The organism is Bordetella genomosp. 13 (assembly GCF_002119665.1).
Lineage (GTDB): Bacteria > Pseudomonadota > Gammaproteobacteria > Burkholderiales > Burkholderiaceae_B > Bordetella.
Genome location: NZ_CP021111.1, coordinates 107,123 through 131,626 on the forward strand (window position 1 = coordinate 107,123; position 24,504 = coordinate 131,626).

General features: G+C 67.8%; 21 protein-coding genes. 6 read left to right on the forward strand and 15 right to left on the reverse strand.

Annotated features, from left to right (window positions below):
• Positions 1–91 precede the first annotated feature (91 nt).
• Genes CAL15_RS00480 through CAL15_RS00525 form a run of 10 tightly spaced genes read right to left on the reverse strand, consistent with a single transcriptional unit; the run spans position 92 to position 10,226 of the window.
• Positions 92–1,081: an NADPH:quinone oxidoreductase family protein gene (locus CAL15_RS00480; protein WP_086076824.1), complete on the reverse strand. Its 990-nt coding sequence runs from the start codon at positions 1,079–1,081 to the stop codon at positions 92–94.
• Positions 1,078–2,202 (reverse strand): CaiB/BaiF CoA transferase family protein, encoded by a 1,125-nt coding sequence (locus CAL15_RS00485; RefSeq protein ID WP_086076825.1) that lies wholly within the window; start codon positions 2,200–2,202, stop codon positions 1,078–1,080. The genes CAL15_RS00480 and CAL15_RS00485 overlap by 4 nt, the downstream gene beginning before the upstream one ends.
• Positions 2,186–2,860 (reverse strand): 3-hydroxyacyl-CoA dehydrogenase family protein, encoded by a 675-nt coding sequence (locus CAL15_RS00490; RefSeq protein ID WP_086076826.1) that lies wholly within the window; start codon positions 2,858–2,860, stop codon positions 2,186–2,188. Before CAL15_RS00490 ends, CAL15_RS00485 begins: the two co-directional genes overlap by 17 nt.
• A 5-nt stretch (positions 2,861–2,865) precedes the next feature.
• Positions 2,866–3,741, reverse strand: coding sequence for a 3-hydroxyacyl-CoA dehydrogenase family protein (locus tag CAL15_RS00495; RefSeq protein ID WP_086076827.1), 876 nt, complete (start codon positions 3,739–3,741; stop codon positions 2,866–2,868).
• A gap of 4 nt (positions 3,742–3,745) precedes the next feature.
• Positions 3,746–4,915, reverse strand: a complete 1,170-nt coding sequence (locus CAL15_RS00500) for an acyl-CoA dehydrogenase family protein (protein WP_086076828.1) — start codon at positions 4,913–4,915, stop codon at positions 3,746–3,748.
• A gap of 32 nt (positions 4,916–4,947) precedes the next feature.
• Complete coding sequence (locus tag CAL15_RS00505) at positions 4,948–5,694, reverse strand: SDR family NAD(P)-dependent oxidoreductase (RefSeq protein WP_086076829.1); 747 nt, start codon at positions 5,692–5,694, stop codon at positions 4,948–4,950.
• Between the two features lie 2 nt (positions 5,695–5,696).
• Complete coding sequence (locus CAL15_RS00510) at positions 5,697–6,467, reverse strand: enoyl-CoA hydratase/isomerase family protein (RefSeq protein ID WP_086076830.1); 771 nt, start codon at positions 6,465–6,467, stop codon at positions 5,697–5,699.
• 7 nt (positions 6,468–6,474) lie between these two features.
• Positions 6,475–8,151: a class I adenylate-forming enzyme family protein gene (locus tag CAL15_RS00515; protein WP_086076831.1), complete on the reverse strand. Its 1,677-nt coding sequence runs from the start codon at positions 8,149–8,151 to the stop codon at positions 6,475–6,477.
• 27 nt (positions 8,152–8,178) lie between these two features.
• Complete coding sequence (locus CAL15_RS00520) at positions 8,179–8,958, reverse strand: enoyl-CoA hydratase-related protein (protein WP_086076832.1); 780 nt, start codon at positions 8,956–8,958, stop codon at positions 8,179–8,181.
• A 35-nt stretch (positions 8,959–8,993) separates the two neighbouring features.
• Entirely contained in the window at positions 8,994–10,226 is a 1,233-nt protein-coding gene (locus CAL15_RS00525; protein WP_086076833.1) for a CaiB/BaiF CoA transferase family protein, read from the reverse strand.
• A gap of 174 nt (positions 10,227–10,400) precedes the next feature.
• Here CAL15_RS00525 and CAL15_RS00530 point away from each other — a divergent pair, with 174 nt between their 5' ends.
• Positions 10,401–12,083 carry a sigma-54 interaction domain-containing protein gene (locus tag CAL15_RS00530; protein ID WP_086076834.1) on the forward strand — a complete coding sequence of 561 codons (1,683 nt, stop codon included), beginning with the start codon at positions 10,401–10,403 and terminating at the stop codon, positions 12,081–12,083.
• 93 nt (positions 12,084–12,176) lie between these two features.
• Here the strand turns inward: CAL15_RS00530 and CAL15_RS00535 are convergent, their stop codons facing one another.
• The gene (locus tag CAL15_RS00535; protein ID WP_086076835.1) at positions 12,177–13,364 is read right to left on the reverse strand and encodes an acetylornithine transaminase; all 1,188 of its coding nucleotides are present in this window, start codon (positions 13,362–13,364) and stop codon (positions 12,177–12,179) included.
• Positions 13,365–13,597: 233 nt separating this feature from the next.
• On the opposite strand from CAL15_RS00535, the gene CAL15_RS00540 reads away from it, so the two are divergent.
• Positions 13,598–14,623 (forward strand): methyl-accepting chemotaxis protein, encoded by a 1,026-nt coding sequence (locus CAL15_RS00540; RefSeq protein ID WP_086076836.1) that lies wholly within the window; start codon positions 13,598–13,600, stop codon positions 14,621–14,623.
• A 108-nt stretch (positions 14,624–14,731) separates the two neighbouring features.
• Here CAL15_RS00540 and CAL15_RS00545 read toward each other — a convergent pair whose 3' ends face one another.
• Complete coding sequence (locus CAL15_RS00545) at positions 14,732–15,859, reverse strand: DSD1 family PLP-dependent enzyme (RefSeq protein WP_086076837.1); 1,128 nt, start codon at positions 15,857–15,859, stop codon at positions 14,732–14,734.
• 172 nt (positions 15,860–16,031) lie between these two features.
• On the opposite strand from CAL15_RS00545, the gene CAL15_RS00550 reads away from it, so the two are divergent.
• From CAL15_RS00550 to CAL15_RS00560, 3 genes are all read left to right on the forward strand, one after another.
• Positions 16,032–16,994, forward strand: coding sequence for a TAXI family TRAP transporter solute-binding subunit (locus CAL15_RS00550; protein ID WP_086076838.1), 963 nt, complete (start codon positions 16,032–16,034; stop codon positions 16,992–16,994).
• 89 nt (positions 16,995–17,083) lie between these two features.
• A complete protein-coding gene (locus tag CAL15_RS00555) occupies positions 17,084–19,108 on the forward strand; it encodes a TRAP transporter permease (RefSeq protein WP_086076839.1) in 2,025 nt (674 codons plus the stop codon).
• A 169-nt stretch (positions 19,109–19,277) separates the two neighbouring features.
• Positions 19,278–19,736 (forward strand): DUF494 family protein, encoded by a 459-nt coding sequence (locus tag CAL15_RS00560; protein ID WP_086076840.1) that lies wholly within the window; start codon positions 19,278–19,280, stop codon positions 19,734–19,736.
• Here CAL15_RS00560 and CAL15_RS00565 read toward each other — a convergent pair whose 3' ends face one another.
• From CAL15_RS00565 to CAL15_RS00575, 3 genes are all read right to left on the reverse strand, one after another.
• Positions 19,737–21,878, reverse strand: a complete 2,142-nt coding sequence (locus CAL15_RS00565; protein ID WP_086076841.1) for a TonB-dependent siderophore receptor — start codon at positions 21,876–21,878, stop codon at positions 19,737–19,739.
• A 173-nt stretch (positions 21,879–22,051) separates the two neighbouring features.
• A complete protein-coding gene (locus CAL15_RS00570) occupies positions 22,052–22,267 on the reverse strand; it encodes a hypothetical protein (RefSeq protein WP_086076842.1) in 216 nt (71 codons plus the stop codon).
• Positions 22,264–23,424 (reverse strand): PepSY-associated TM helix domain-containing protein, encoded by a 1,161-nt coding sequence (locus CAL15_RS00575; RefSeq protein WP_086076843.1) that lies wholly within the window; start codon positions 23,422–23,424, stop codon positions 22,264–22,266. The genes CAL15_RS00570 and CAL15_RS00575 overlap by 4 nt, the downstream gene beginning before the upstream one ends.
• 139 nt (positions 23,425–23,563) lie before the next feature.
• On the opposite strand from CAL15_RS00575, the gene gluQRS reads away from it, so the two are divergent.
• The gene (gene gluQRS, locus CAL15_RS00580; RefSeq protein ID WP_232468079.1) at positions 23,564–24,445 is read left to right on the forward strand and encodes a tRNA glutamyl-Q(34) synthetase GluQRS; all 882 of its coding nucleotides are present in this window, start codon (positions 23,564–23,566) and stop codon (positions 24,443–24,445) included.
• Positions 24,446–24,504: the final 59 nt, after the last annotated feature.

Here is a 24,504-nt window from a genome sequence, read left to right on the forward strand (position 1 = left end):
TGAGTCTCCTGCCTTCTCTTGTGGGATGTCGTTGCGTTCGCGTATGCGCTCGCGCATGCGCGGCGATGGGTGCTGGCGCGGCCAGCTCGGGTCATTCCATGCTGACCACGTACTTGCCCGTGGCGCGTCCTTGCGCCAAGGCCTCGAGGGCGATGCCTACCTGCTCCAGCGGCAGCACGGCGGCCAGCCGCGGCCGGATGCGGCCTTCCTCGTGCAGGCGCATCAGATGGCGCTGCACCTCGGCCACCCGCTCGGGCTGGCGGTCGCGGTAATCGCTCCATTGCAGGCCGCTGACCGCGATGTTCTTCAACAGCAGGTAATTCACCTTCAGCGTCGGGATGTCGCCCGCCGCGAAGCCGATGACGACCAGCCTGCCGCACCAGGCCAGCGCGCGCAGCGAGGCCGCGAACACCTCGTCGCCCAGCGGGTCGAGGATGACGTCTGCGCCATGGCCATCGGTCACGTCGTGCACCTGAGCGCGCAGGCTGTCGCGCAGGTTTTCGGCGGCCAGGTCGATGACGTGATCCGCGCCCATCTCACGGGCGGCCTGGGCCTGTCGCGGCGTGTTCACACCCGCCAGCGCCACGCCGCCCAGGGCCTTCACCAGCTGCACCGCCGCGCCGCCCACGCCGCCGGCCGCGCCGTTGATCAGCACGATCTCGCCGGCCTTGAAGCCGCCGCGCTCGACCAGCGCGAAGTAGGCCGTCTGGTACACCAGGCCCATCGCGGCGGCATCGTCGAACCCGACGCTGTCGGGCAGCACGCAGCAGTTGGCGGCCGGGGCCACGGCGCGGCCGGCCCAGGCGCCGTGCTCCATGTGCGCCACCACCCGGTCGCCCGGCCGCGGCGTGGTCACGCCGGGCCCCACGCGCAGCACCGTGCCGCTGGCGTCCTTGCCCGGCACGAAGGGCAGCGGCGGCAGCACCTGATACTTGCCCGACACCACCAGCGTGTCGGGATAGTTCACACCCGCGGCCGCCACCTCGATCAACACTTCGCCGGCGCCCGGCTCGGGGTCCGGCAGGATCTCGACGCGGTGCTGGTCCACAGGTGCGAAGGCCCTTACCACGAGCGCTTTCATGACCTGGTCTCCTTCCTGGGCAGCGCCTGGCGCGTGTGCTCGCCCAGCCCCGGCACGCGGCCGCGGTGGGCCGGCATGCGCAGGCAGGCGGCGATGGGCACGGGCAGGGCCGGCAGAGCCTGCCCGTCGCGGTTGGCGACCTCGTGCTCGAAGATGCCGCGGGCCTGGAAGTGCGGGTCGCGCACGGCCTCTTCCAGGCTCGCCACCACGCTCACGCAGGTGTCCCGGCCTTCGAATGCCGCCATCCACTGGTCGGCGGTGCGCCGCCGTACCGCGGCCGCCACCTGCTGCCGCACCGCCTCGCCGTCCGGCTCATCCGCCAGCTGAGGCAGGCCGATTACATCCACGAAGCCGCGCCAGAATTTCTCTTCGAGCGGCGCGGCAGCAAGGTAGCGGCCGTCGGCGGTCTCGTAGACCTGATAGCGGCTGCTGCCGCCGGTGACCATGTCGCCCGCGGGCCGCGGCCATTCGCCATGGCCCCAGCCGTTGCCCAGCCCCCAGTACATCATCGTGAAGAGGTTGTCGGCCATGGAGATGTCGAGGTGGCATCCCGACCCGCTGTGTTCGCGCTGCCGCAGGGCCAGGAGGATGTTCATCATCGCGGGATACGCCCCGCCCGCGATGTCGGCGGTCAGCGCCGGCGGCACCACGGGGCGACCCTGCGCATCGCCCGCCAGGGCCAGCATGCCGGTCTCGGCCTGGTAGTTCAGGTCGTGCGCCGCGACCCGCGCCTTGGGGCCGGTCTGTCCGTAGCCCGTGATCGAGCAATAGACGATGCGCGGATTGATGCGCGCCACGCTGTCGTAGTCCAGCCCGAGCCGCTGCATCACGCCGGGCCGGAACTGCTCCACCAGCACGTCGGCCTCTTCCACCAGGCGCAGCACGCGCGCGCGCTCGTCGGAATCCTTCAGGTCCACGGCGACCGAGGTCTTGCCGCGATTGAGCAGCGTGAAATTGACGCTGTCCTCGCCCAGCCGCGGCACGTAGCCGCGCATCTCGTCGCCGTCCGGACGCTCGATCTTGATGACGCGCGCGCCCGCCTCGGCCAGCAGCAGCGTGCAAAGCGGACCGGGCAGCAGCGTGCTGAAGTCCAGAACGGTAATGTCACTGAGCGGCTGCATCGTCGCGCTCCTGCAGATGGCGCTGCCATGCGACGCTCGCACGGCGCGCCGGGGCGTAGGGCTCCTGTCCCAGCATCTCGTACAGCGCCTGCGTCACGCGATAGTGGTGGTGCAGGCCGGTGCGGCGCAGCAGCGCGATGGGTCCCTCGGGGTAGCCCAGGCCCAGGCGCAGCGTCGTGTCCATGTCCTCGGCGCTGGCCAGGCCTTCGTCCAGGCGGCGCAGGGCGGCGTTGTAGTACGGGCGGACCAGGCGGTTCAGGATGCGGCCCGGGAAGTCGTTGCACACGGCCACCACCAGCCCCGCGGATTCGAAGGCCTGGCGCGCCGCCTGCAAGGCCTCTGGCGAGGTGTAGGGCTTGCGCACCAGCTCGACCAGCGCGGTGGGATCGGCGTCGCCCAGGCGAAAGCGCGCGAAGCCCACCACGTTGCGAGCCTGGCCGTCGTCATCGTCGCCGATGTGCACGCCCAGGCACTCCAGGTCCAGCTCGATGGCGACGAAGGCGGCCTGCGCCGCCGCCGCGCGGTCCTGACGGTACCGGCGTCCGGCGTCGCGGCCAAGATAGACGCGGCCCGCGCCGCCGTCGTCGGCCTGCTGCAGGAAAGAATGGGATTGCGGAAAAGACGGGCTGTCTCCGCCGTGGACGATGCGGTAGCTCATGTGCGTCATGCTCCGAAGATCTTGTCGCTGTCGTAGCGGTGAAAGCCCGCGCCGCTCTTGCGGCCCAGGCGCCTGGCGCCGATCATGCGTTTCACCAGCGGCGGGCAGGCCGCGCGCGGTTCGTGCGTGCTGCCGTGCAGGGCCTCGCACAGCAGCTTCTGCGTGTCCATGCCCACCATGTCCAGCAGTTCCAGCGGTCCCAGCGGATAGCCCAGCGCGGTCTTCACGGCGGTATCGATGTCGGCCGGCTCCGCCACGCCCTGATCCACCAGATTGATGACGTCGTTGTGCCAGGGCACCAGGAAGTAGTTCAGGATGAACCCCGGGGTGTCGCGCGTCAGCACCGGCTTCTGCCCCAGCGCCTCGCAGAACGCCCAGGCCTGGCGCAGCGTGTCCTCGGTGGTGCTCAGGCCCGGCGACATCTCCACCAGCTTCATCAGCTGCGCCGGCAGGCAGAAATGCATGCCCACCACATTGCCATCGCGGCCGCTGCCGCCCGCGATCTCGGTGATGGACAGCGTGGACGTGTTCGATGCGAACAGCGTGTGCGGGCCGCAGATCCTGTCCAGCTTGCCGAACAGCTCGTGCTTGACGCGTATGTCCTCGAACACGGCCTCGATGACGATGTCGCAGTCGGCGAGTGATTCGAGGCTGTCGCTGACGTGCCAGTTGGCCAGGATGGCTTCGTCCTGGCCGGGCGCCAGCTTGCCGCGCTCCACGGACTTGCGCAGGAAGGCCGCGGCCTGCTTGCGGCCCTGTTCCAGCAGGTCGGCGCGAGTGTCGTAGACGCGCAGCTTGAAACCGGCGCGGGCCACCACGATGGCGATGCCCGTGCCCATGGTGCCGCATCCGACGACGCCGACGGTCTTGATGTTGGTCATGGATTCATTCCTTGTTCAGAAAGCTGCGGCCGATCAGCTGGCGGTGGATCTGGTTGGTGCCTTCCCAGATCTGCGTGATCTTGGCGTCGCGCATCAGGCGCTCGGCACGGTAGTCCTTGCAGTAGCCGTAGCCGCCCAGCAGTTGCACGGCCTCGGTGCTCATGCGCATGGCAAGATCGGTGGCCCGCAGCTTCAGGATGGACGCCTCGATGCCGATGTCCTCCGCCTGCGCGTCCACCATGCCGGCGACCCGCCACAGCCACGATTCGCAGGTGGCCAGTTCCGCCGCCAGATCCGCCACCATGAACTGCACGCCCTGGAATTCCAGTACGCGGCGCTTGAACTGGCGGCGCTCGTTGATGTACGCGATGGCGTCCTCGAAGGCCGCGCGGGCGATGCCCAGCGCATGCGCGGCCACGCTGGGACGAGAGCGGTTCAGCGAAGTCAGCAGGATGCGCAGGCCATCACCAGGCTCGCACAGCAGGTTGGCGCGCGGGATGCGGCAGTTCTCGAACGACAGCGTGGCCGTGCTGGAAGCGCGCGTGCCCATCTTGTCTTCCACCCCGACCACGGAGAGGCCGGGCGCGCCCTTCTCGACCACCACCGCGCTGATGGCCCGCTTGGGATCGTCGATGCCGGCCCACTTGCCGAACAGCAGGTAGACGTCGGCCACGTCGCCGTTGGTGATGAAGGTCTTCTGTCCGTTGATGACGATCTCGTCGCCCTGCTCCTCGAAGCGGGTGCGCATGCCGGTGGCGTCGGAGCCCGCCGAGGGTTCGGTGATGACCAGCGAGGCCAGGCCGCCCTGCACGATGACGGGCAGAAGCCGTGCCTTCTGGGCCTCGTTGCCGAACTCGATGACCGGCTTGATGGCGTGGAAGTTGGTGGCCCACACGATGCCGGTGGAGGCGCACGCCGCCGAGATCTCGCGCACGCAGGCCAGGTAGCACGAATAGGACAGCGGCGATCCGCCATACGCTTCCGGGATGAACATGGCGTTCAGGCCCAGGGCGTTGATGTCCGCCACGTTGTCCCACGGGAACTCGCCGCTGCGGTCCAGTTCCGCCGCGCGCGGCGCGATGCGGTCCCGCGCCAGCGCGCGCACCGACTCGATCAGCATGGACTCCTCTTCGCTCCAGGGCAGCGAGGCATCCAGGCGTTGCAGCACGTTCATCGGTCACTCCTTGTCTGCTTGCGGACGGCGGCCTACACCACCAGGCTCTGCCCGCCGTCCAGGTAAATGGTCTCGCCCGTCAGGAAGCGCGAGCGCAGCGCGAACAGCGACGTCACCATGTCGGCCACCTCGGCGGCCTGCGCGGGACTGCGGCGCGGGATGCGCTTCTGCAGGTGCTGGGCCAGTGGCCCGCTGGTCATGAAGTCGTGGTTCAGGTCGGTGAGGACGTAGCCGGGCGCGAGGTTGATCACCTGGATGTCGTCGGCCGCCCATTCCACCGCCAGGCAGCGCGTGATCGCGCCCACCGCGGCCTTCGACGCGCAATAGGCGGTGTTCTTCTTCACGCCGAGCTTGTCGTAGAACGAGCCCATGTTCAGCACCAGGCCGCCGCCGTTGGCCTGCAGCAGCGGATACGCGGCCTGGCTGACCATCAGCACCGAGGTGGCGTTGGCGTGCATCAGCGCGTTGAAGTCGGCGGGATCCAGCGTGGCCGCGGCGCCGTCGGTATGCTGGCCGGCGTTGTTCACCAGGCCGGCGATGCGGCCGCCGCAGCGCTCCGCGACCGTGGCCAGCGCCGTGGCGATCTGCGCGGCCTCGCCCACGTCGCAGGCCACCGCATGCCAGCGGGCCCGCAGCTCGGACGGCACGTCGGCCACGGCGGGCATCTGGCCCGACCGCGACAGGCAGGCCACGTGAAAGCCGGCGCGGGCCAGCGAGACGGCGATCTCCGCGCCGATGCCGCGGCTGGCGCCGGTGACGACGATGGTGGGTGGGGTCATGGTCAGGCATCCTTGAAAACGGGGCCGCGCTTGTCCAGGAAGGCCTGCATGCCTTCCGCGGCGTCGGCGGTGCGATAGGCCAGCGTGGACAGGTCGCGCTCGATGCGCAGCCCCTCCTCCAGCGTGGTCTGCATGCCGCGCTGCACGGCCTGCCGGGCGAAGTCCAGCGCATTCAGGCCGTACTGCAGGAACGGGGCGAGATAGGCCGCGCCGATCTCGGCGGGCGCGCCGGTTTCCACCACCTGGTTCACCAGGCCGATGCGTTCGGCCTCGTCGGCCTTGACGGTGCGGCCCGACAGAATCAGTTCCAGCGCCCGTCCTTCGCCCACCAGCCGCGGCAGGCGCTGCGTGCCGCCATAGCCCGGGATCAGGCCCAGCTTGATTTCCGGCAGCCCCATGCGCGCCGCCGCCGTAGCCACGCGGAACGTGCAGGCCAGCGCCAGTTCCAGTCCGCCGCCGAAGGCATAGCCGTGTATCACCGCCACCGATGGAACAGGCAGCTGGTGGATGCGCTGGAATACCTCCTGCCCCATGCGCGCGCCGTCGTGTTCTTCGCGCAGCGTGCGGCCGATCAGTTCGGGTATGTCCGCGCCGGCGCAGAAGGCCTTGTCGCCCGCGCCCGTGATGACCAGGCCTCGCGCCCGCTTGGCCACGACGCGGTCGATCGCTTGGTCGAGATTCTGCAATTGCTGGAAGCTCAGCGCGTTCAGCGCCTTCTGGCGGTCCAGGGTGATGAGGGCGATGCGGCCCTCGAGCATCGATTCTTGGATCATGGTCGTCTCATCCGGCGTGGGTCGCCGCGCCGGTCCAGCGCACGGGGATGGGTTCGATGCGTTCCTCCTTCACCCACTGCACCAGTCCGCGCTTCAGGATCTTGCCGCTGGCCGTCATGGGAAAGCTGTCCAGGCGGATGAAGTATTCGGGCATGTCGTACTTCGACAGGCCGACCTCGTGCAGGTGGCGCAGGATGTCGTCTGCCCCCGGCTCGCTGCCGGGCTGCGGGATGATGGCCAGGCACACCTTCTCGCCCAGGCGCTCGTCCGGCACCGCGAAGGCGGCCGCCTTCAGCACGTCGGGATGGCGATGGGCCAGGTCTTCGATGCGCGCGGGATGGATGTTGTGTCCGCCGCGGATGATCAGGTCCTTCTTGCGGCCCACGATGCGGATGCGTCCATCGCCATCCATCACGCCCAGGTCGCCGCTCATGAACCAGCCCGAGGCGTTGAACGAGGCCTCGGTCGCTTCCTGGTTGCCGTAGTAGCCCAGCATCAGCAGCCCGCCGCGGCCGCCGATCTCGCCCACTTCTCCGGGGTCGGCCTCGGCGTCCGGATCGTCCTGCTTCCACAGGCGGATCTCGTAGCCGTGGCATGCGCGTCCGCAGGTGGCGACGATGGCCTGGGGCGGGTCGTCGGGCAGCGTGTACTGGTGCGAGCCGTTCTCGGTCATGCCGTAGATGTTCTGCGGTGTGATGCCGATGCGCACGAACTGTTCGGCCAGCTCCTGCGGAATGGCCGAGCCCGCCATGTAGAACGAGCGCACCTCGCCCAGCGACGTCAGTCCGCGGCGGCGCATCTCGGCCAGCAAGTCCATGGCGTGCGTGGGCACGCCCATGACGTAGCTCGCCTTGCATTCCAGCAGCCAGTCCAGCGGATGCCAGCCGGCTTCCGCGTCGTGCAGCACCAGTTCCATGCCGGCCACCAGCATCTGTTCCAGCGCCACCGTGCCGATGTGATGGCTCATCGGGCTGTAGGTGAGCGCGATGGTCTCGTGGGTGTGATGCCAGTCGCGCACCAGCGCGCGGCCGTTGGCCAGCAGGGTGTTGTCGCTGTGCATGACGCCCTTGGGCACGCCCGTGGTGCCCGAGGTGAAGGCCAGGTAGGTGATCTTGTCGGGACTCAGCACGGGCGTGCCGCGAACGGCCGGCAGGTCCGCCGCGCGCGGAAACGGTTGGGCGCGCGCTGGCAGCGGCCGGTCTGCGCGCGGCAGCGCGTACAGGCACTTCAGCGTGTCGATCTCGGCGGCCCGTTCGAAGACGTCGTGCCGGTCGGCGTCGGCGCCATAGCCTTGCGTGGCGAACAGGGCGCGGCAGCGCATGCGCTGCGCCAGTTCGATGACCTCGGCGACCGTGTAGTTCTGGTGCAGCGACGGGCAGAAGACATATCCGCCGCGCGAACACGCCAGGAACAGGATCACGGTCTCGACCCTGCTGGGCAGCCAGGCCGCGACGCGGTCGGCGGGACGAAGCCCCGCGCGGTGCAAGGCCTCGGCCACGCTGTCGGCATGCTGCAGCAGTTCGCGCCAGCGCAGGCGTCGATGGGCATCGCGCACCGCATAGGCCTCGGGCCGCTCGCGCGCATGATGGCGCGCCAGCGTGTACAGCGTGTCCTGTTGCCAGATCCCGGCCAGGTAATGCTGCCGGGCGGCCTGGGGATCGTGCAGCGTCAATAGCGTGTTCATTGCCTTCCTCCTACCCGCGCGATCGGCTCAGTGGCCGAACTTGCTGGCGTCCGGCTTGCGCTTCTCGGCGAAGGCGGCGGCCAGTTCATCGTGTTCCGCGCTGTCCAGGTAGCCGCGCAGCAGCAGGTCGTGCGCCATGCGCGACAATCCTCCCACGCCGCCGTGGCGGGCGTTGAACGCGGCCTTGATCGAGGCCAGCGCGAAGGCGCCGCGGTCGGCGATGGTCAGCGCATACTCCATGGTGGCCTGGCGCAGCTCGGCCGCGGGCACCACCTGGTTGATGAGGCCCATCTCCATCGCCTCCTGCGGCGAGATCTTGGGATTGGCATACCAGATGTGCTTGGCGCGCTTCTTGCCCACCAGGTCTTCCAGGTACCAGGTGCCGTAGCCGGCGTCGAAACTGCCGACCATGGGGCCCACCTGGCGGAACATGGCCTTGTCCGAGGCGATGGTCACGTCGCACACCATCTGCAGCACGTTGCCGCCGCCGACGGCGTAGCCGTTCACCGACGCGATCACGGGCTTCTGCAGGCGGTCGATGCTTTCGTACATCTCCAGCGTGGGCAGCACGCCCGCGTACAGCGTGCTGTCCTGCATGCCGTCCTTGCGGCCGCCCAGGCAGAAGAAGCGGTCGCCCGCGCCCGTCAGCACCAGCACACGGGTGCGCGTCTCGCGCCGCACCTCGTTGATGCAGTCGCGGATCTCGTGGCACATGGTCTCGGTGAACATGTTGCCGTCGTCGGGCCGGTTCAGCGTCAGCACGCCCACCGGGCCGTGCTCTTCGTACAGAATCTCCTGGAATGCCATGGTGTGTCCTTGGTCTGCGGTGTCGAAAGTCGGGTTCAGATCACGCCTTGCCGGCGCAGCGTGTCGATGCGAGGCTGGGCATAGCCCAGCCAGTCCCGCAGCACGCAATCGGTGTCCTCTCCCAGCGAGGGCGGCGATTTGCGGTGTATGTGCTGCGAGCCGTCGAAGCCGATGCCCAGCCCCACTTGCGGGATGGGGCCTTCGGCTGCGTCCACGCGGTACAGCAGTTCCTTCTGAAGCAGGTCGGGATCCTGGGCCACCTGGTCCAGGCGATTGATGGGACCGGCCGGAATGCGGTGCTGCGCGAACAGCGCCAGCCAGTGCTCGCGCGGCTGCGTGGCCAGCAGCGCGGCAATGCGCGCGACGATCTCGGCGCGGTGCTCGCGGCGGTCCTGGTTGGTGGCGTACTCAGGCCGCAATCCCATGTCGGGATCGCCCACGGCCTTCCAGAAGCGCTGCCAGATGCGGTCGTTGCCTAGTCCCAGCGACAGCGGGTCGTCGGCGGTGTCGAACACCTGGTAGATGGCGATGACCGAATCCCGGCCGCCCGAGCGCCGCGCCAGTTCGCCGGCGCCCAGGTAGGGCAGCAGCCGCGGCGCCACGAAGCGCGTCATGCTCGACTGCATCGAGATGTCGATGTGCGTGCCCTGTCCCGTCCTTGCGCGCGCCACGTAGGCGGCCAGCACGGCCAGCGCCAGATCCTGGCCCGCCAGCAGGTCCGCGGCCGGCGTGCCCACCTTCTGCGGCGCCGAGTCCGGCTCGCCGGTCAGGTCCATGATGCCCGCGTAGCCTTCCGCGATGAGGTCGTAGCATGGCGACTCGCTGCGCATGCCGGTCAGGCCGAAGCCCGTCAGCGATGCGTGGATCAGGCGCGGATGACGGTCGCGCAGGCTGGCGTAGTCCAGTCCCAGCTTGCGCTGCGTGCCCGGCACCATGTTGAGCACCAGCACGTCGCAGTGCTCCAGCAGCGCGTCGAACACCTCGCGGCCTTCCGGCGCGGTCACGTCCAGCGTCAGCCCATGCTTGTTGCGATTGACGCTCAGGTACCAGAGCGATACGCCATGCAGGAACGGCGGCCCCCATGCGCGCGTGTCGTCGCCCACGCCGGGCTTCTCCACCTTCAGCACCGTCGCCCCCAGGTCGGCCAGCAGCTGCGTGGCATATGGCCCGGCGATCGACGTAGTCAGGTCGAGTACGCGCAGCGACGAAAGCAGCGTCAGCCCGCCTGTGCGCACGTCGACGTGCGGTAGCGATTCGAGTGGTGTCATCGGTCATCCATGGCGAACGTCTCCCTGGATGGGTCAATTGCAAGATCTATGCCATGGGCATTTCACGGGACGCGCACGGGGAAGACCAGTGCCGCGGTGCACGGCGGAAGACATCCCGTGTCTGCCACGCGTACACTTTCCCGAAAGACACACAACAATGCAGGAGACACTTGCATGGAAAACGATGTAAGGGGTGTGGCGGTACTGGACACCAACGGCGATGTGCGTTTTACCTCGGGGATCGGTGCGGATCCCGTGTTGCTGAAGGACCTCTCGCGGCGCTGGTGCGCCCGGGCCGTGCGGCCGGTACCGCCGCTGTTCGCACTAGAGCACCTGGACGAGCCTTTGAGCGTGTTCAGCACGACGCTGCAGGACAGCGTGTGCTTCCTGGTGTACCAGCACGAGGCGGGCGACCCGTTGTTCGAGTTCGTGGGCAGCGTGGACTTCGCAGGAGACATCCTGCGTCACTTCATCACCAATCCGTATGGCGCCATCACTGTGGTCGATACGGAAGGCACGCTGCGCTACCTCAGTCCGGTGCACGAGAAGTTCTTCAACCTGTCGCGCGGCGGCGGCGTGGGCAGGCCGGCGCGCGAGGTCATCGAGAACAGCCGCCTGGACAGCGTGCTGCGCAGCGGCAAGGCCGAGATAGGCCAGACGCAGGAGATGCACGGCACCACGCGCGTGGTCAGCCGCACTCCCATCTTCAACCGCCAGCGCCGCGTGGTCGGCGCCATCGGGCAGGTGATGTTCAAGAGCCCCGATGCCATGCAGAAGATGAGCGAGGAGATCTCGCGGCTGCGCAAAGAGGTCGACTTCTACAAGCGCGAGCTGTCGGGCCTGGAGCGGCAGAGCAGGGGGCTGGAATCCATCGTGGGCGCCAGCGAGCCCGTCACCCGGCTGAAGGAGCAGATCATCAAGATCGCGCCGCTGGACGTGCCCGTGCTGCTGCTGGGCGAGAGCGGCGTGGGCAAGGACATGGTGGCGCATGCCATCCACATGCTGAGTCCGCGTGCGCGCGATCCCATGGTTGTCATCAATGCCGCGGCCCTGCCCGTGTCGCTGGTGGAAAGCGAGCTGTTCGGCTACGAGGGCGGCGCCTTCACGGGCGCCGAGCGCAAGGGCCGGCGCGGCAAGTTCGAGCAGGCCGACCGCGGCACGCTGTTCCTGGACGAGATCGGCGACATGCCGCTCGAGATACAGGTGAAGCTGCTGCGCACGCTGCAGGACGGCTCGTTCCAGCGCGTGGGCGGCGATGCATTGCGGCGTTCCGACTTCCGCCTGATCTCGGCCAGTAATCGCAATTTCAACAGCATGATCGAGAAGGGCAGCTTCCGCCTCGATCTCTTTTATCGCATCAGCGCCGTCACGCTGCGCGTGCCGTCGCTGCGAGATCGACTGGAAGACATTCCCGATCTGGCTGCCACCTTTCTGAAGCAGTTCGCCGACCGGCACGGCAAGGCCGTGAAAGAAATCGAGCCCGCGGCGGTGCGCTTCCTGCAGTCCCTGCCGTGGCCCGGCAACGTGCGGCAACTGCAGCACGCGGTCGAGCGGGCCGCCATCTTCTGCGAAGGCGAGGCGATACGCGTGGCCGACTTCGAGATGGCCGGCGACATCCAGAGCTCGTACCACCTGGACTCCGCCAGCGTCGCGGGCCGTCCCGCGCTGCCTGCGCGCGCGGCGCAGTCCGACCTGCCCATGAAGGCGGTGAAGGATCGCATGGAGGCCGAACTGATCGCCGACGTCATGCAGCGATACCAGGGCAACAAGAAGAAGGCCGCCGAAGTCCTGGGCATTTCGCGCTCGTACCTGTACAAGCGGCTGGCCGAGATGGAGCGCGGCGGCGAGTCTGATTGACGGCGGGCGGCAAAACGAAAGGGGCGGCGTGATGTGCACGCCGCCCCGTTCTTGCCGATCAGTCCCGGCAGTGGCGCCGGGCCGCCGCGCCCGCTACTTGCGCACCGCCGCGATCACGCCGTCCAGCTGCTCCAGCATGCGCGCCACTTCGGCTTCGGTGACGTTCAGCGCGGGCATGAAGCGCAGCAGGTTGGCGCGCGGGGCGTTCAGCAGCAGGCCCTCGGGCAGGTTGCGCGCGGCCTCGACGATGGCCGGGCCGTCGTCGCGGTCCAGCAGCAGGGCGCGCAGCAGGCCCATGCCGCGCTCGCCCTTCATGCCCCACTTGGCCGACAGCGCCAGCAGGCCTTCGGACAACTGCGTGGCGCGGGCCTGCACCGACTCCATGAAGCCCGGCGACATCAGCGTGTCGTACACCGCGACGCCCACGGCCGCCATCAGCGGGTTGCCGTTGTAGGTGCCGCCCTGGTCGCCGTGCGCGAACACGCAGACGTCCTGGCGCGCCAGCAGCGCCGCCAGCGGCACGCCGCCGCCGATGCCCTTGGCCAGCGTCATGATGTCGGGCACCACGTCGAACTGCTGGTAGGCGAACATGGTGCCGGTGCGACCCATGCCGGTCTGCACTTCGTCGACGATCAGCAGCAGCTGGTGCTCGTCGGCCAGCTTGCGCAGGCCCTGCATGAACTCGCGGGTGGCGGGGAACACGCCCGCCTCGCCCTGCACGGGCTCGAGCATGATGCCGACGGTCTTGTCGTCGATCAGCGCCCGCACCGACTCCAGGTCGTTCAGGTCGGCCTTGGGAAAACCCTCGACCTGCGGGGCGAACATCTTGTCCCAGCCCGGCTTGCCCGAGGCGGACATCGTCGCCAGCGTGCGGCCATGGAAACCATGGTCCATGGTGATGATCTTGTACGCGCCGTTGCGGCGCACCTGGCCCCACTTGCGCGCCAGCTTGATCGCGCCTTCGTTGGCCTCGGCGCCGCTGTTGGCGAAGAACACGCGGTCGAAGCACGACGAGGCGGTCAGGCGGGTGGCCAGCTCGATCGAAGGCAGGTTGTAGAACGCCGGCGAGGGGTTCATCAGTTTTTCGGACTGCTCGACCAGGGCGCGGCGCATTTCGGGGGCGCAGTGGCCCAGCGTGTTCACCGCCCAGCCCTGCACGAAGTCGAGGTAGCGCTTGCCCGCATGGTCTTCCAGCCACGACCCCTCGCCTCGCACGAACACCAGTTCGGGGCGGGAGGTGATCTCCATGAGGGCGTTGACGTTGAACTGGCTGAAGTCCATGAGCGGTTCCTGGCGATGGGAAAACAGGGGAAAACTCGAAATGTAGCACTGGCGGGCTGACGGAGCGTGACGGGTTTCCCGCGGCCCGCGGCGGCGCCGAAACGATGCGTCGCCGGTCACGGTAAAGCCATCCCTTGCGAGCGTCTGCGCAACGGCACGGAATTTGCTTTCTATATTTTGGAAAGCCTCCATTCACTGCATATCGCTGTCATCCCTCTGTCACCTCATCCGCCATGAATGCCCCCCAGAACGTAGCCGAACTGTCGTTGCGTATCGAGCACATCACGTCCGTCAAAATCCGCGAGATCAAGGAGATCACGCTGGAAACCAGGCTGCTCAGCCTGAATGCCGCCATCGAGGCGTCGCACGTGGGGGAACTGGGCCGCAGCTTCGCCGTGGTGGCTGGCCGCGTGCGCGAGGTGTCGGATCGGGTCGAGGCGCTGGCCAGCTCGCTGCAGGAGGAATTGCGCGACGTGGGCGCGCGCATGCAGCGCGCCCTGCAGCTGGCGCGGGGCCAGCGCCTGGCCGACATGGCGCTGAACGTGATCGAGACGATCGACCGCAATCTGTACGAGCGCACCTGCGACGTGCGCTGGTGGGCCACCGAGGCCGCGGTGCAGGCCCTGGCCGCCGAGCCCCAGCCGAGGCTGGCCGCCGCCGCCCAACGCCGGCTGGGCGTGATCCTGGACACCTACACCGTATACCTGGACATCTGGGTCATCGACCCGTCCGGCAAGGTGCTGTGCGATGGCCGTCCCGATCGGTATCCGCGCGCGGCGGGGCTGGACGTGAGCGGCGAGGCCTGGTTCCGCCAGGCGCTGGCGGGCCGGGGGCTGGATGCCTATGCCGCCGGCGACGTGCAGGAGATCGCGGCGCTGGAAGGCGCGCAATGCGCCGTGTACGCAGCCGCCATCCATCCCGACGCGCAGTGCGTCGAGAAGCCGCGCGGCGTACTGGCTGTGTTCTTCGACTGGACCAAGCAGGCGGCCGCTGTGGTGAACGGCATCCGGCTGTCGCCAGAAGAGGCCGCCACCATGCGTTGCCTGGTGGTGGACGCGCGCCATCGCGTCATCGCCGCCAGCGCCGACGACGTGCCCGAGTCGCTGCCTTTGCCTGCGGGCCAGGCCGGCGGTTTCTACTCCGATGCCAACGGCATGGTTGGCTATGCCGTGACGCCGGGTTATGAGACCTACAGAGGGCTGGGGTGGTATGGCGTGGTCACCGACAGGGGGCAGGGGATGATCTGCCCTGGTGCGTGAATGCGCCAATGTGAAGCATGTTGCTCCGAATGAGGGCATGACCGAGCCTCACATGCGGTCATGGCCGGCAAGTGGCTGGTCGCGAATAGAGGCCGGACCGCGCCGGCATCAGCGGCTCAAGCCCCGCGCCGAAATCGGCCATATCCCGACCACGGTGTCGCCCCGGTAAACCACCAGTTCGTCGTGCAGGTTGAAGGTGGGGTCCACGTGCGAGGGCACCAGCTTCAGCACTTCGCCCAGCACGGGTTCCGCCCCGTCGTCCACGGCGAGCACGCCGTGTTCGTCATTGGCGGCCACGTACCGCAGTCCCGGGCGGCCGTGCACGGACGGCAGCCCCGATTCGATGGTGACGGATTTCAGGCCCGCGTCCGCCACGGCTCGTCCGGGCGCCGCCGCGCTCATCACGGTAGACAGCAGGAACAGGCTGTGGCGAAACGCCAGCGGGCCGTTCCATTCGTTGCTGCCGTAGTCGACGTCCATGAACGCATACGAGCCGGGCTGCAATTCGGTATAGACGCCGCTGGCGGCATCGAACTCGACGCTCCCCGTGCCGCCGCCGGTGATGCGGTCGCAAGCGATGCCATGACGCCGCAGGGCCTGGGCATGGGCGGCGGCCCGTCGTGCCGCCTCGGCGCCGGCCTGGGCGCGCTGCGCCCGCGTACGCAGGTGCTGCATCGCCCCATGGTAGGCCTGCAGGCCGCCGAACCGCAGCCCCGGCGCGGCCTGCACGCGGCGAGCCAGCGCCACCGCCGCGTCGCTGTCGGCCACGCCGCAGCGTCCCTGGCCCACGTCCACCTCGACCAGCACCGTCAGCTGTGCGCCGGCCCGCGTCATCGCGGCGGACAGGGCGTCGACGTTGTCGGGATGGTCCACGCACACGCTCAGCGAGGCTTCGCGCGCCAGGTTGGCCAGCAGCGCCAGCTTGGCGGGGCCCACGACCTCGTTGCTGATGTGGATGTCGCGGATGCCGGCCTCGATGAAGGGCAGTGCTTCGCTGACCTTCTGGCAGCAGATGCCGCCCGCGCCCAGCGCCAGTTGGCGCAGCGCCACCTGCGGGCATTTGTGCGCCTTGGCGTGCGGGCGCAGGGCGACCCCGTGGCGCCCGGCCCAGCCCTGCATGACGCGCAGGTTGGCCTCGAACGCGTCGAGGTCGAGCACCAGCGCGGGCGTGTCCACGGTGGCCAGCGCATCGCCCGGCCTTGCCGCGGGCGTAACGGGCGATGTGTCGGTATGCATGTTTTCCCTTGTTCGATGAGGCTGGGCAGCGGCCATGTGCGGCGTCGACCCCCAGGTAAACGATAGTCTCACGAGCATTGGCGCGCGTCGGGCCGCGTGTGAGAATTTGTTGACAAAAAGCCGGTCGGGAGCGGCCGGCGCAACGCTGCGCACCTATCACTCCGGAGAAGCCATGAAACCCACCACCTGGATCAAGACCCTGGCCATCGCGATGGCCCTGGCCGGCGCCGCCGCATCGGCGCAAGCCCAACAGTTCTTTCGCATCGGCACCGGCGGCACGGCCGGCACCTATTATCCCGTCGGCGGCATGATCGCCAACTCCATTTCCGAACCCGGCAAGCTCATCGCCACCGCCGTCGCCAGCAACGGCTCGGTCGCCAACATCAACGGCATCCTGGGCGGTTCGCTCGAGGCCGGCTTCACGCAATCGGACGTGGCGTACTGGGCGTACAGCGGTACCGGCACCTTCGAGGGCAAGCCCAAGGCACAGGGCCTGCGCCTGATCGCCACCCTGTATCCGGAAAGCATCCATCTGGTGGCGCGCAAGGGCTCGGGCATCAAGTCGGTGGCGGACTTGCGCGGCAAGCGCGTTTCCATGGACGAGCCCGGTTCGGGCACGCTTGTCGACGTGAGGCTTATCCTGGGCGCATACGGCATGGCCGACAAGGACGTGAAGGCGGAGTATCTCAAGCCCAACCAGGCCGGCGACAAGATGCGCGACGGCGGCCTGGATGCGTTCTTCTTCGTCGGCGGCGCGCCCGCCAGCGCCATCGCCGAACTGGCCTCCAGCGGCAGCGGCATCGAACTGGTGCCGCTGGTCGGGCCCGAGATCGACAAGCTGCGCAGCCAGCAGCAGTTCTTCACGCCCGACGTCATTCCGGCCAACACGTACCAGGGCGTGGCCGAGGTGCGCACCATCTCCGTCAACGCGCAGATGGTCACCTCCGACAAGCTGCCCGAGGCCGTGGTCTATGAGCTGACCAAGAAGCTCTACAGCGATGCCACCCGCAAGACGCTGGACAGCGGCCATGCCAAGGGCAAGATGATCACGCTGCAGAACGCCGTGAAGGGGGCGGGCATTCCGTTCCACCCGGGCGCCGAGAAGTTCTACAAAGAAGCCTCGCTGCTGAAATAAGCGGCCGCCATTCTCATTAGCGAACGCACACGCCGCTCCCGGCTCGGGGGCGGCTGCCGCACGCCGTATCCCAGCGGGACTCTCTCCTCATGCAGATCGACCACGAAAAGACTCAGCGGCTCGCGGAGACTTACGACTCGGAAATCCGCTTTCGCCCACTGAACAAGGCGGCCACGTGGATCGTGTCGCTCCTGCTGGTGGCGCTGTCGCTGTTCCACTACTACACCGCCGGCTTCGGCCTGCTGCGCGAGGCTACGCATCGCGGCGTGCACCTGGCCTTCGTGCTGTCCCTCATCTTTCTGGTGTTCGGCTTCAGCAAGGCCCACTACCGGCGCGAGCCGCGCTCGACCTGGTACGCGCCGGGCGGCGTGCCGTTGTACGACTGGCTCATCGCCGTCGTGCTGGCGCTCAGCGTGCTGTACATCCCCTACATTTTCGAAGACCTGGCGTACCGGGTAGGCAACCCCATGCCCATGGACGTGGCCATGGGCACGGTGCTCATCATCGGGCTGCTCGAAGGGACGCGCCGCGCCATGGGCTGGCCGCTGCCGATCATTGCCCTGATCTTCATGGCATACGCCGCCTTCGGCCCGGCGTTCCCGGGTCTGCTGAAGCACGCCGGCAACAACTGGCCGCAGATCGTCAACCACATGTACCTGACCAGCCAGGGCGTCTATGGCGTGGCGGTGGGCGTTGTGGCCACCTACGTGTTCCATTTCGTGCTGTTCGGCGTGCTGGCCACGCGCATCGGACTGGGGCAGCTGTTCCTGGACACCGCCTCGGCCGTGGCTGGCCGATACGCCGGCGGCCCGGCCAAGGTTTCGGTATTCGGCTCGGCCATGTTCGGCATGCTGTCGGGCTCGTCGGTGGCCAACGCGGTCACGGTGGGCTCGCTCACCATACCCGCCATGATCCGGGTGGGCTATCCGCGCCATTTCGCCGGCGGCGTCGAGGCGGCCGCCAGCACGGGCGGCCAGATCACGCCGCCCATCATGGGCGCGGCGGCGTTCCTGATGATCGAGTTCCTGGGTATCCCTTACCAACAGATCGCCATTGCGGGCATCTTCCCCGCCGCGCTGTACTTCTTCGGCATGTTCATGCAGGTGCATTTCGAGGCCAAGCGCGAGGGGCTCCGGGGTCTGACCCCCGAAGAAATGCCACGCCTGAAGGAGTCCTTCCGCAAGCGCTGGCCGACATTGCTGCCCCTGGTGCTGCTGATCGGCGTGCTGGCCAGCGGCCGCACGCCCTATCTGGCGGCCTTCGCGGGCATCACCGGTTGCGTCCTCGTGGGGCTGCTGAATCCGGCGCAGCGCCTGCGATGGCGCGACCTGTACGAGGCCTTTGAAACCGGCGCCAAGTATGCGCTGGCCGTCGGGGCGGCGGCCGGCACGGTGGGCCTGATCATCGGCGTGGTCACCCTCACCGGCGTGGGCTTCAAGATCTCGTACATCGTGATCTCGGCGGCCCAGTGGATGGCGGCGGGCGCCGGCGCGCTGATCCCCGACGCGTTGGCCAGCGCGCAGTCGCTGACGCTGATGGCGGCGCTGCTCATGACCGGGCTGGTATGCATTCTGATGGGCTGCGGCGTGCCCACCACCGCCAACTATCTCATCATGGTGGCGGTGGCGGCGCCCACGCTGGTGCAGCTGGGAGTGCAGCCCATCGCGGCCCACTTCTTCGTGTTCTATTTCGGCATCCTGGCGGACATCACGCCACCGGTGGCGCTGGCCGCCTATGCCGCGGCGGGCATGGCGGGCAGCGATCCCTTCAGGACAGGCAACACGGCGTTCCGGCTGGGCATTACCAAGCTGCTGGTGCCATTCGTCTTCGTGTTCTCGCCGTCCCTGCTCATCTCGGTGCAGGGATTCACGTGGTACGACTTCTGGGTGACCCTGCTGGGCTGCATGGTGGGATTGGTGCTGCTGTCGGCGGCGCTGTCCCGCTACATGCTGGTCGGCATGAAGGCGTGGGAACGATGGCTGTGCACGATAGGAGCGCTGCTGACGATCGCCCCGGGGCTGACCAGCGGACTGGTGGGACTGGCCGTGGCGGCCCCCGCGCTGATCAATCAGGTGTTGCAATCGCGCACGCCCAGGGGCGCGGCCCCGGCCTGACGCGCCGCAGGAAGGTGTGGTATCCGCGATACGCGCATGGGGCGAGCCGCCCCTGCGCGGGCCCTGGGTCAAGTTGCCCCGTCAGACAAATCGGCGTAAAGTAAATTTACGTTTGCTGGTTTGCCGATATGCGGGCCGACTGTGCAAACAGGCACCTTATCGCCGCCATATGTTCGATATCCTGGTTTATCTGTTCGAAAACTATTACACGCCGCAAGCCTGTCCTGCGGCTGACGTGTTGGCCAAGCGGCTTGCCGCCGCCGGCTTCGAACACGAAGACATCGACGACGCGTTGGGTTGGCTATATGGCCTGGCCGAAACCACCGAGCGTTGCGTCGAGCTTGCCCAGGTTCCCAGCAGCGGCATTCGCATCTACACCGATTCCGAATACCAGCAGCTCGGCACTGAAGCCATCGGCTTCATCACCTTCCTGGAGTCCGCGGGCGTTCTGCCGGCCCCGCTGCGCGAAATCGTCATCGATCGGGCGCTTGCGGCGCCCGAAACGCCGGTATCGCTGTCGCGCATCAAGATCATCGCCCTCATGGTCCTCTGGAGCCAGGAAGCCGAGATCGACAACCTGGTCCTCGAAGAACTGCTGGAAGACGAAGGCGCGCGCCGCCTGCACTGACTACCAGCGGTAGGTCGCGCTGGCGATGACGTTGCGGCGGTAGCCGTAGTAGCACGTGGTCGCGCTGCCGCATTGGCCGACGTATTCCTTGTCGAACAGGTTGTTCGCCGTCAGGCCGAAGCGCCAGTTCCTGTCCAGCGTGTAGTGCAGCGCGGCGTCCGCCAGCCACACCGCGGGCACCTTGAAGGTGTTCGTCGAGTCGCCCCAGCTGGTGCCGATGTATCGGCCGCCCATGCCGAATCCCAAGCCTTCCAGCGCCCCCGTGCGCTGCGTGTAGTCCAGCCACAGGGCCGCGGTATGGCGCGGACGGTTGGTGGGCACCTTGTGCAGGTCGGGGCCATTGCTGCTCGTCACCTCCAGGTCCATGAAGGTGTACGAACCGATCGCCTTCAGGCCGTTCTCGAAGTCCAGCGTCGCTTCCAGCTCCAGTCCTCGTGAACGCACTTCGCCGGTCTGCACCTGGAACGTGGGGTTCGCGCTGTCCGCGGTAAGCACGTCCTGTTGACGCAGGTCGTACAGCGCCGCGGTGACGAAGCTGTTGCTGCCTTCAGGCTGGAACTTGACGCCCACCTCGACCTGCTTGCCGGTCGTGGGGTCGAACGCCTGGCCTTGCGCATTGGTGCCGGCCTGCGGCTGGAACGAAGTCGAGTAGCTGACGTAAGGGGTGAACCCATACGGCGCGTGATAGAGCAGGCCCAGGCGGTAAGTGAAGTCGTCCTGCTCGATGGCGCTACGCGTGACGGTGCTGGCGCCCGTGGCGGTCAGGGCTCGCGTGGACGTGGTGTTCGCCCGAGCCCAGTCCTTGCGTCCACCCACGACGAAGCTGACGCTGTCGGTGAGCTTGATCTGGTCCTGGAAGTACAGGCCCATCTGCTTCTGCTTCTGCCGCGCGTACAGGTACGAGCCCATCGGGTTGATGGTGGACCCGTAGACGGGATCGAAGGGATCGATCAGGCCCAGGCCGCTGCCGACGGTGCCGAAGCCCTGCTTGTCGTCGAAGTGGCCGTTCTGGTAATCCATGCCGACCAGGAAGGTGTGGCGCAGCGGCCCGGTGGCGAAGTCGGCCTGCAGCTGCGTGTCGACGCCCAGCGTGTCCAGCTCGCCGCCCGCGTCCAGCGCGCCGCGCCGCAGGAATTGCTGCGCAGCCGAGGCCCAACCCACGCCATACACGCCGGTGTAGTCCAGCTCCGCATGGGTGTAGCGCAGGTTCTGACGCATGCGCAGCGTGCTGTTGAACCGGTGCTCGAACTCGTAGCCCAGCGCGTATTCCTTGCGGTCGAAGGTGTTGAAATCCGGTTCGCCCGAGAAGAATTTGGTGGGGATGCGGCGGCCGTTCACCGTGGGAACGATGGTGCCCTCTCGCGGCAGGAAGTTGATGGCGGTGCCCTGGCGGTCGTGCTGGTAGTGGGTCAGCAGGGTGAACGAGGTGTCGGCCGAAGGACGGAAAGTGACCGCTGGGGCGATGAAGATGCGGTCGTCGTCGGCGTACTTCGTCTGCGTGCCGCCATCCCGCCACAGCCCGGTCAGGCGATACAGCACGGTTTCACCAGCGTTGGCGGCGCCGCCCAGATCGAAGGCGGCCTGCTTGCTGTCGAAGGATCCGTACTGCACGTTGATCTCGCGCAGCGCCTGCGTGGTGGGCCGCTTGCTGACCAGGTTCACCAGGCCGCCGGGAGCGTTCGCGCCATACAGCACCGAACTCGGCCCGCGCAGGATCTCGACTCGCTCGAGGCCGTAGGTTTCGACGCGCGGCATCAGGTAGCCGCTGGCGTAGTAATTCACGTACAGGCCATCCTGGTACTGCCGGGCCGAGAAGCCGCGCACCACGGGCTTGTCATAGCGCGCCTCGGCCACGTTGTCGCCGATGATGCCCGCCGAATAGGCGAACGCGTCCGACAGGTTGCGCACGCCGCGATCTTCCATCTGCGCGCGCGTCACCACGCTGATCGACTGCGGCGTGTCGGCCAGGGCGGTATCGGTCTTGGTTGCTGTGGCGCTGCGCGAGGCCACATAACCTTGAACGGGCCCCGTCGGGGATTCCGCGGCGCCGGTAACGACGATGCCGGGCAGTTGCGCCACGCCGGGTTCAGTGCGGCCATCGGCCTGTTGGGCCTGGGCGGCGGACGATACGGCAGCCGTCATGGCGGCTATTTGAAACAGACGGGCGCGACGGTTCGACGCGTGCTTCACGGCGGATCCTTTACTGGCAGTGGGGCGGTTGTTCGGAGTTGAATTGAAATACAAATGGCAATCAATCGTAATTGCGCGCCAGATATTAGGGACTCCGAACCTTCCGCGCAAGACGCGGCGCGCAATCAGTGTTGCGAATCAGACACCGCGTTCGCCCGCGCCTTGCCGGTACGTACCAGTGCGGGCCACAGGCCGCCAGCCGTCATGGCGCCCAGCGCAAGCCAGGAAACGGCGTCCCAGCCCGCGTCGCCGAACAGTGCGAACCCCACGCCCAGCAGGCCGCAGACGCCCAGTGCCAGGGGCGCGCCGTAGATCCATAGAAAACCGCCTGCCTGCATCATGAGCGCGCTTCCGTACGGGGTTGATCGGCCATGGCCATGGCCGATGCATGGCGCGCCGGCCGCGCGCCGTCCTGCCGGCTGCGCCGCAGCCACAGGTAGATGCCGCTGGCCAGGATCACGATGGCGATCACGTCCAGCACCGCCCAGAGCAGTTTCAAGGGCATGCCGCCGTAGTCACCGAAGTGCAGCGGTCCCGAGATGCGCAGCGCCGCGACGTAGCCGGGCATGCTGCGCTTGTCGAAGAACGCGCCCGTCTGCGCATCGACCAGCACCGGTTTGATCAGGCGCGCGGTAATGGCCTCGTCGCCCCGCATGAACACGGCATAGTGGCGCGGACCCGCCAACGGCGTTCCGGGAAATGCCACGAAGGCCGTCACCATGTCCGGCTCCTCCGCCTGTGCGGTGCGCAGGGCGGCGTCTAGGGACGTCAATGCGGTGGGTGGCGACAGATCGCCGGCGCTCGCCACCATCTGCCGCAACTCGGTTTTCTGCCACAGCCCGTACACCGGCTTGGACAAGGTGAGCAGCACGCCTGTCACGCTGACGACCAGCGCCCACGACAGCGTGGACATGCCCAGCACGTTGTGCAGATCCAGCCATTTCAAGCGTGGCGACTTGTTGCGGCGGACGGTGCCATAGGGCAGCTTCTTCATCCATGGTCCGTACACTACCGCGCCCGACACCAGTGACACCAGGAACAGCAATCCCATGAAGCCGAGCAGCAGCGCGCCCGGCAGGCCGGCGAACAGATCGGTGTGCAACTTGAGCATCAGCAGCATGAAGCCCGACCACAAGGGCGTCTGGCGCAGCAGTTCGCCGGTTCTCGCGTCATAGGTCAGCAGCGCCCCGCCGGCGGCGGGCGACAACTGCGCCGACAGCGAGATGAACCATACCGGCGCTTCGTCGTCCGCCGTGACGAAGCGCACCGCCATGCCGGGATGGCGCGCCATCGCGTCGGCCACCAGAGCATCCACAGGCGCGCGCGGCTGCGGACTGGCCACCGGGGCCACGTCGATGTCATTGCCGGTAAGATGGTCGATCTCGTGCCCGAAGATCAACGGCAGGCCCGTCAGGCACAGCATCAACAGGAACACCATGCAGACCAGGCTGCTCCATTTGTGGACGATGTACCAGTAGCGGTAAGTGCGCGTCTGCATGGGTTGTTATGGCTATATGTAGAATGAGTCGCATTCTATCGTGCAGTCCCAGGCGGCGCCGTCACGTTGACCGTGGCGACTGCCTTGGTCCACATTCCGCATCCCGGGTTGCCGGCTTTCCCTTCACCGCATTGCTTTCGTGACTTCCTACATCGGCCGCTTCGCCCCCAGCCCCAGCGGCCCGCTGCACGCCGGTTCGCTGGTGGCCGCGCTGGCCAGTTGGCTGGACGCGCGCGCGCAGCGCGGACGCTGGCTGCTGCGCATCGAAGACGTCGATGCGCCCCGTACCGTCGAAGGCGCGGCGCAGCGCATCATGGCGCAGCTGCAAGAGCTGGGTCTGCATTGGGACGGCGACGTCATGTGGCAGTCGCGGCGCGGCGCGGCCTATCAGCAGGCGTTCAATTCGCTGGCGGCGCGCGGCCTGGTCTATGGCTGCGGCTGCACGCGCCGCGAGATCGCGGATTCGCAGCCGCGTGGCGGCGAGGCCGGCGTCGACGGCGAGCGGCCCTATCCCGGCACATGCCGCAACGGATTGCAGCCGGGCCGCCAGGCGCGCGCCTGGCGCCTGCGCGTACCGCCGGGCGTCGAGCACTTCCATGACCGTTGGCTGGGCCCGCAGCAGCAGGACGTGGCGCAGGCCGTGGGCGACTTCGCCTTGCGACGCGCCGACGGGCTGTGGGCCTATCAGCTTGCCGTGGTGGTGGACGACGGTGCACAGGGCGTGACCGACGTCGTGCGCGGCGCGGACCTGCTCAGTTCGACCGCGCGGCAACGTGTGCTGGCCCGCCTGCTGGACCTGCCGGTTCCGCGCGTCATGCACGTGCCGCTGGTGGTGGATCCGACCAGCGGGCTGAAGCTGTCCAAGCAGAACGGCGCCGCGGCGCTGGATACCGCACGGCCGCTGGACACGCTGCAGCAGGCATGGCGCGATCTGGGCTTCGATCCCATCGCGGTCCGCGACGTGCCGGGCTTCCTGGCCGAGGCCACCGCGCGCTGGGCGCGGCGTTTTCCGGGGGCGTGAGCCTTATCGAACATCGGTTCGGCCCCCGTTGCGCAGAGCCCGACCCGGGAATCGGCCCC

Bases quoted from the DNA above. Each gene is read 5' to 3' on its own strand.
- CAL15_RS00480 (WP_086076824.1), bottom strand. From the start codon at position 1,081: ATGAAAGCGCTCGTGGTAAGGGCCTTCGCACCTGTGGACCAGCACCGC.
- CAL15_RS00485 (WP_086076825.1), bottom strand. From the start codon at position 2,202: ATGCAGCCGCTCAGTGACATTACCGTTCTGGACTTCAGCACGCTGCTG.
- CAL15_RS00490 (WP_086076826.1), bottom strand. From the start codon at position 2,860: ATGAGCTACCGCATCGTCCACGGCGGAGACAGCCCGTCTTTTCCGCAA.
- CAL15_RS00495 (WP_086076827.1), bottom strand. From the start codon at position 3,741: ATGACCAACATCAAGACCGTCGGCGTCGTCGGATGCGGCACCATGGGC.
- CAL15_RS00500 (WP_086076828.1), bottom strand. From the start codon at position 4,915: ATGAACGTGCTGCAACGCCTGGATGCCTCGCTGCCCTGGAGCGAAGAG.
- CAL15_RS00505 (WP_086076829.1), bottom strand. From the start codon at position 5,694: ATGACCCCACCCACCATCGTCGTCACCGGCGCCAGCCGCGGCATCGGC.
- CAL15_RS00510 (WP_086076830.1), bottom strand. From the start codon at position 6,467: ATGATCCAAGAATCGATGCTCGAGGGCCGCATCGCCCTCATCACCCTG.
- CAL15_RS00515 (WP_086076831.1), bottom strand. From the start codon at position 8,151: ATGAACACGCTATTGACGCTGCACGATCCCCAGGCCGCCCGGCAGCAT.
- CAL15_RS00520 (WP_086076832.1), bottom strand. From the start codon at position 8,958: ATGGCATTCCAGGAGATTCTGTACGAAGAGCACGGCCCGGTGGGCGTG.
- CAL15_RS00525 (WP_086076833.1), bottom strand. From the start codon at position 10,226: ATGACACCACTCGAATCGCTACCGCACGTCGACGTGCGCACAGGCGGG.
- CAL15_RS00530 (WP_086076834.1), top strand. From the start codon at position 10,401: ATGGAAAACGATGTAAGGGGTGTGGCGGTACTGGACACCAACGGCGAT.
- CAL15_RS00535 (WP_086076835.1), bottom strand. From the start codon at position 13,364: ATGGACTTCAGCCAGTTCAACGTCAACGCCCTCATGGAGATCACCTCC.
- CAL15_RS00540 (WP_086076836.1), top strand. From the start codon at position 13,598: ATGAATGCCCCCCAGAACGTAGCCGAACTGTCGTTGCGTATCGAGCAC.
- CAL15_RS00545 (WP_086076837.1), bottom strand. From the start codon at position 15,859: ATGCATACCGACACATCGCCCGTTACGCCCGCGGCAAGGCCGGGCGAT.
- CAL15_RS00550 (WP_086076838.1), top strand. From the start codon at position 16,032: ATGAAACCCACCACCTGGATCAAGACCCTGGCCATCGCGATGGCCCTG.
- CAL15_RS00555 (WP_086076839.1), top strand. From the start codon at position 17,084: ATGCAGATCGACCACGAAAAGACTCAGCGGCTCGCGGAGACTTACGAC.
- CAL15_RS00560 (WP_086076840.1), top strand. From the start codon at position 19,278: ATGTTCGATATCCTGGTTTATCTGTTCGAAAACTATTACACGCCGCAA.
- CAL15_RS00565 (WP_086076841.1), bottom strand. From the start codon at position 21,878: ATGACGGCTGCCGTATCGTCCGCCGCCCAGGCCCAACAGGCCGATGGC.
- CAL15_RS00570 (WP_086076842.1), bottom strand. From the start codon at position 22,267: ATGATGCAGGCAGGCGGTTTTCTATGGATCTACGGCGCGCCCCTGGCA.
- CAL15_RS00575 (WP_086076843.1), bottom strand. From the start codon at position 23,424: ATGCAGACGCGCACTTACCGCTACTGGTACATCGTCCACAAATGGAGC.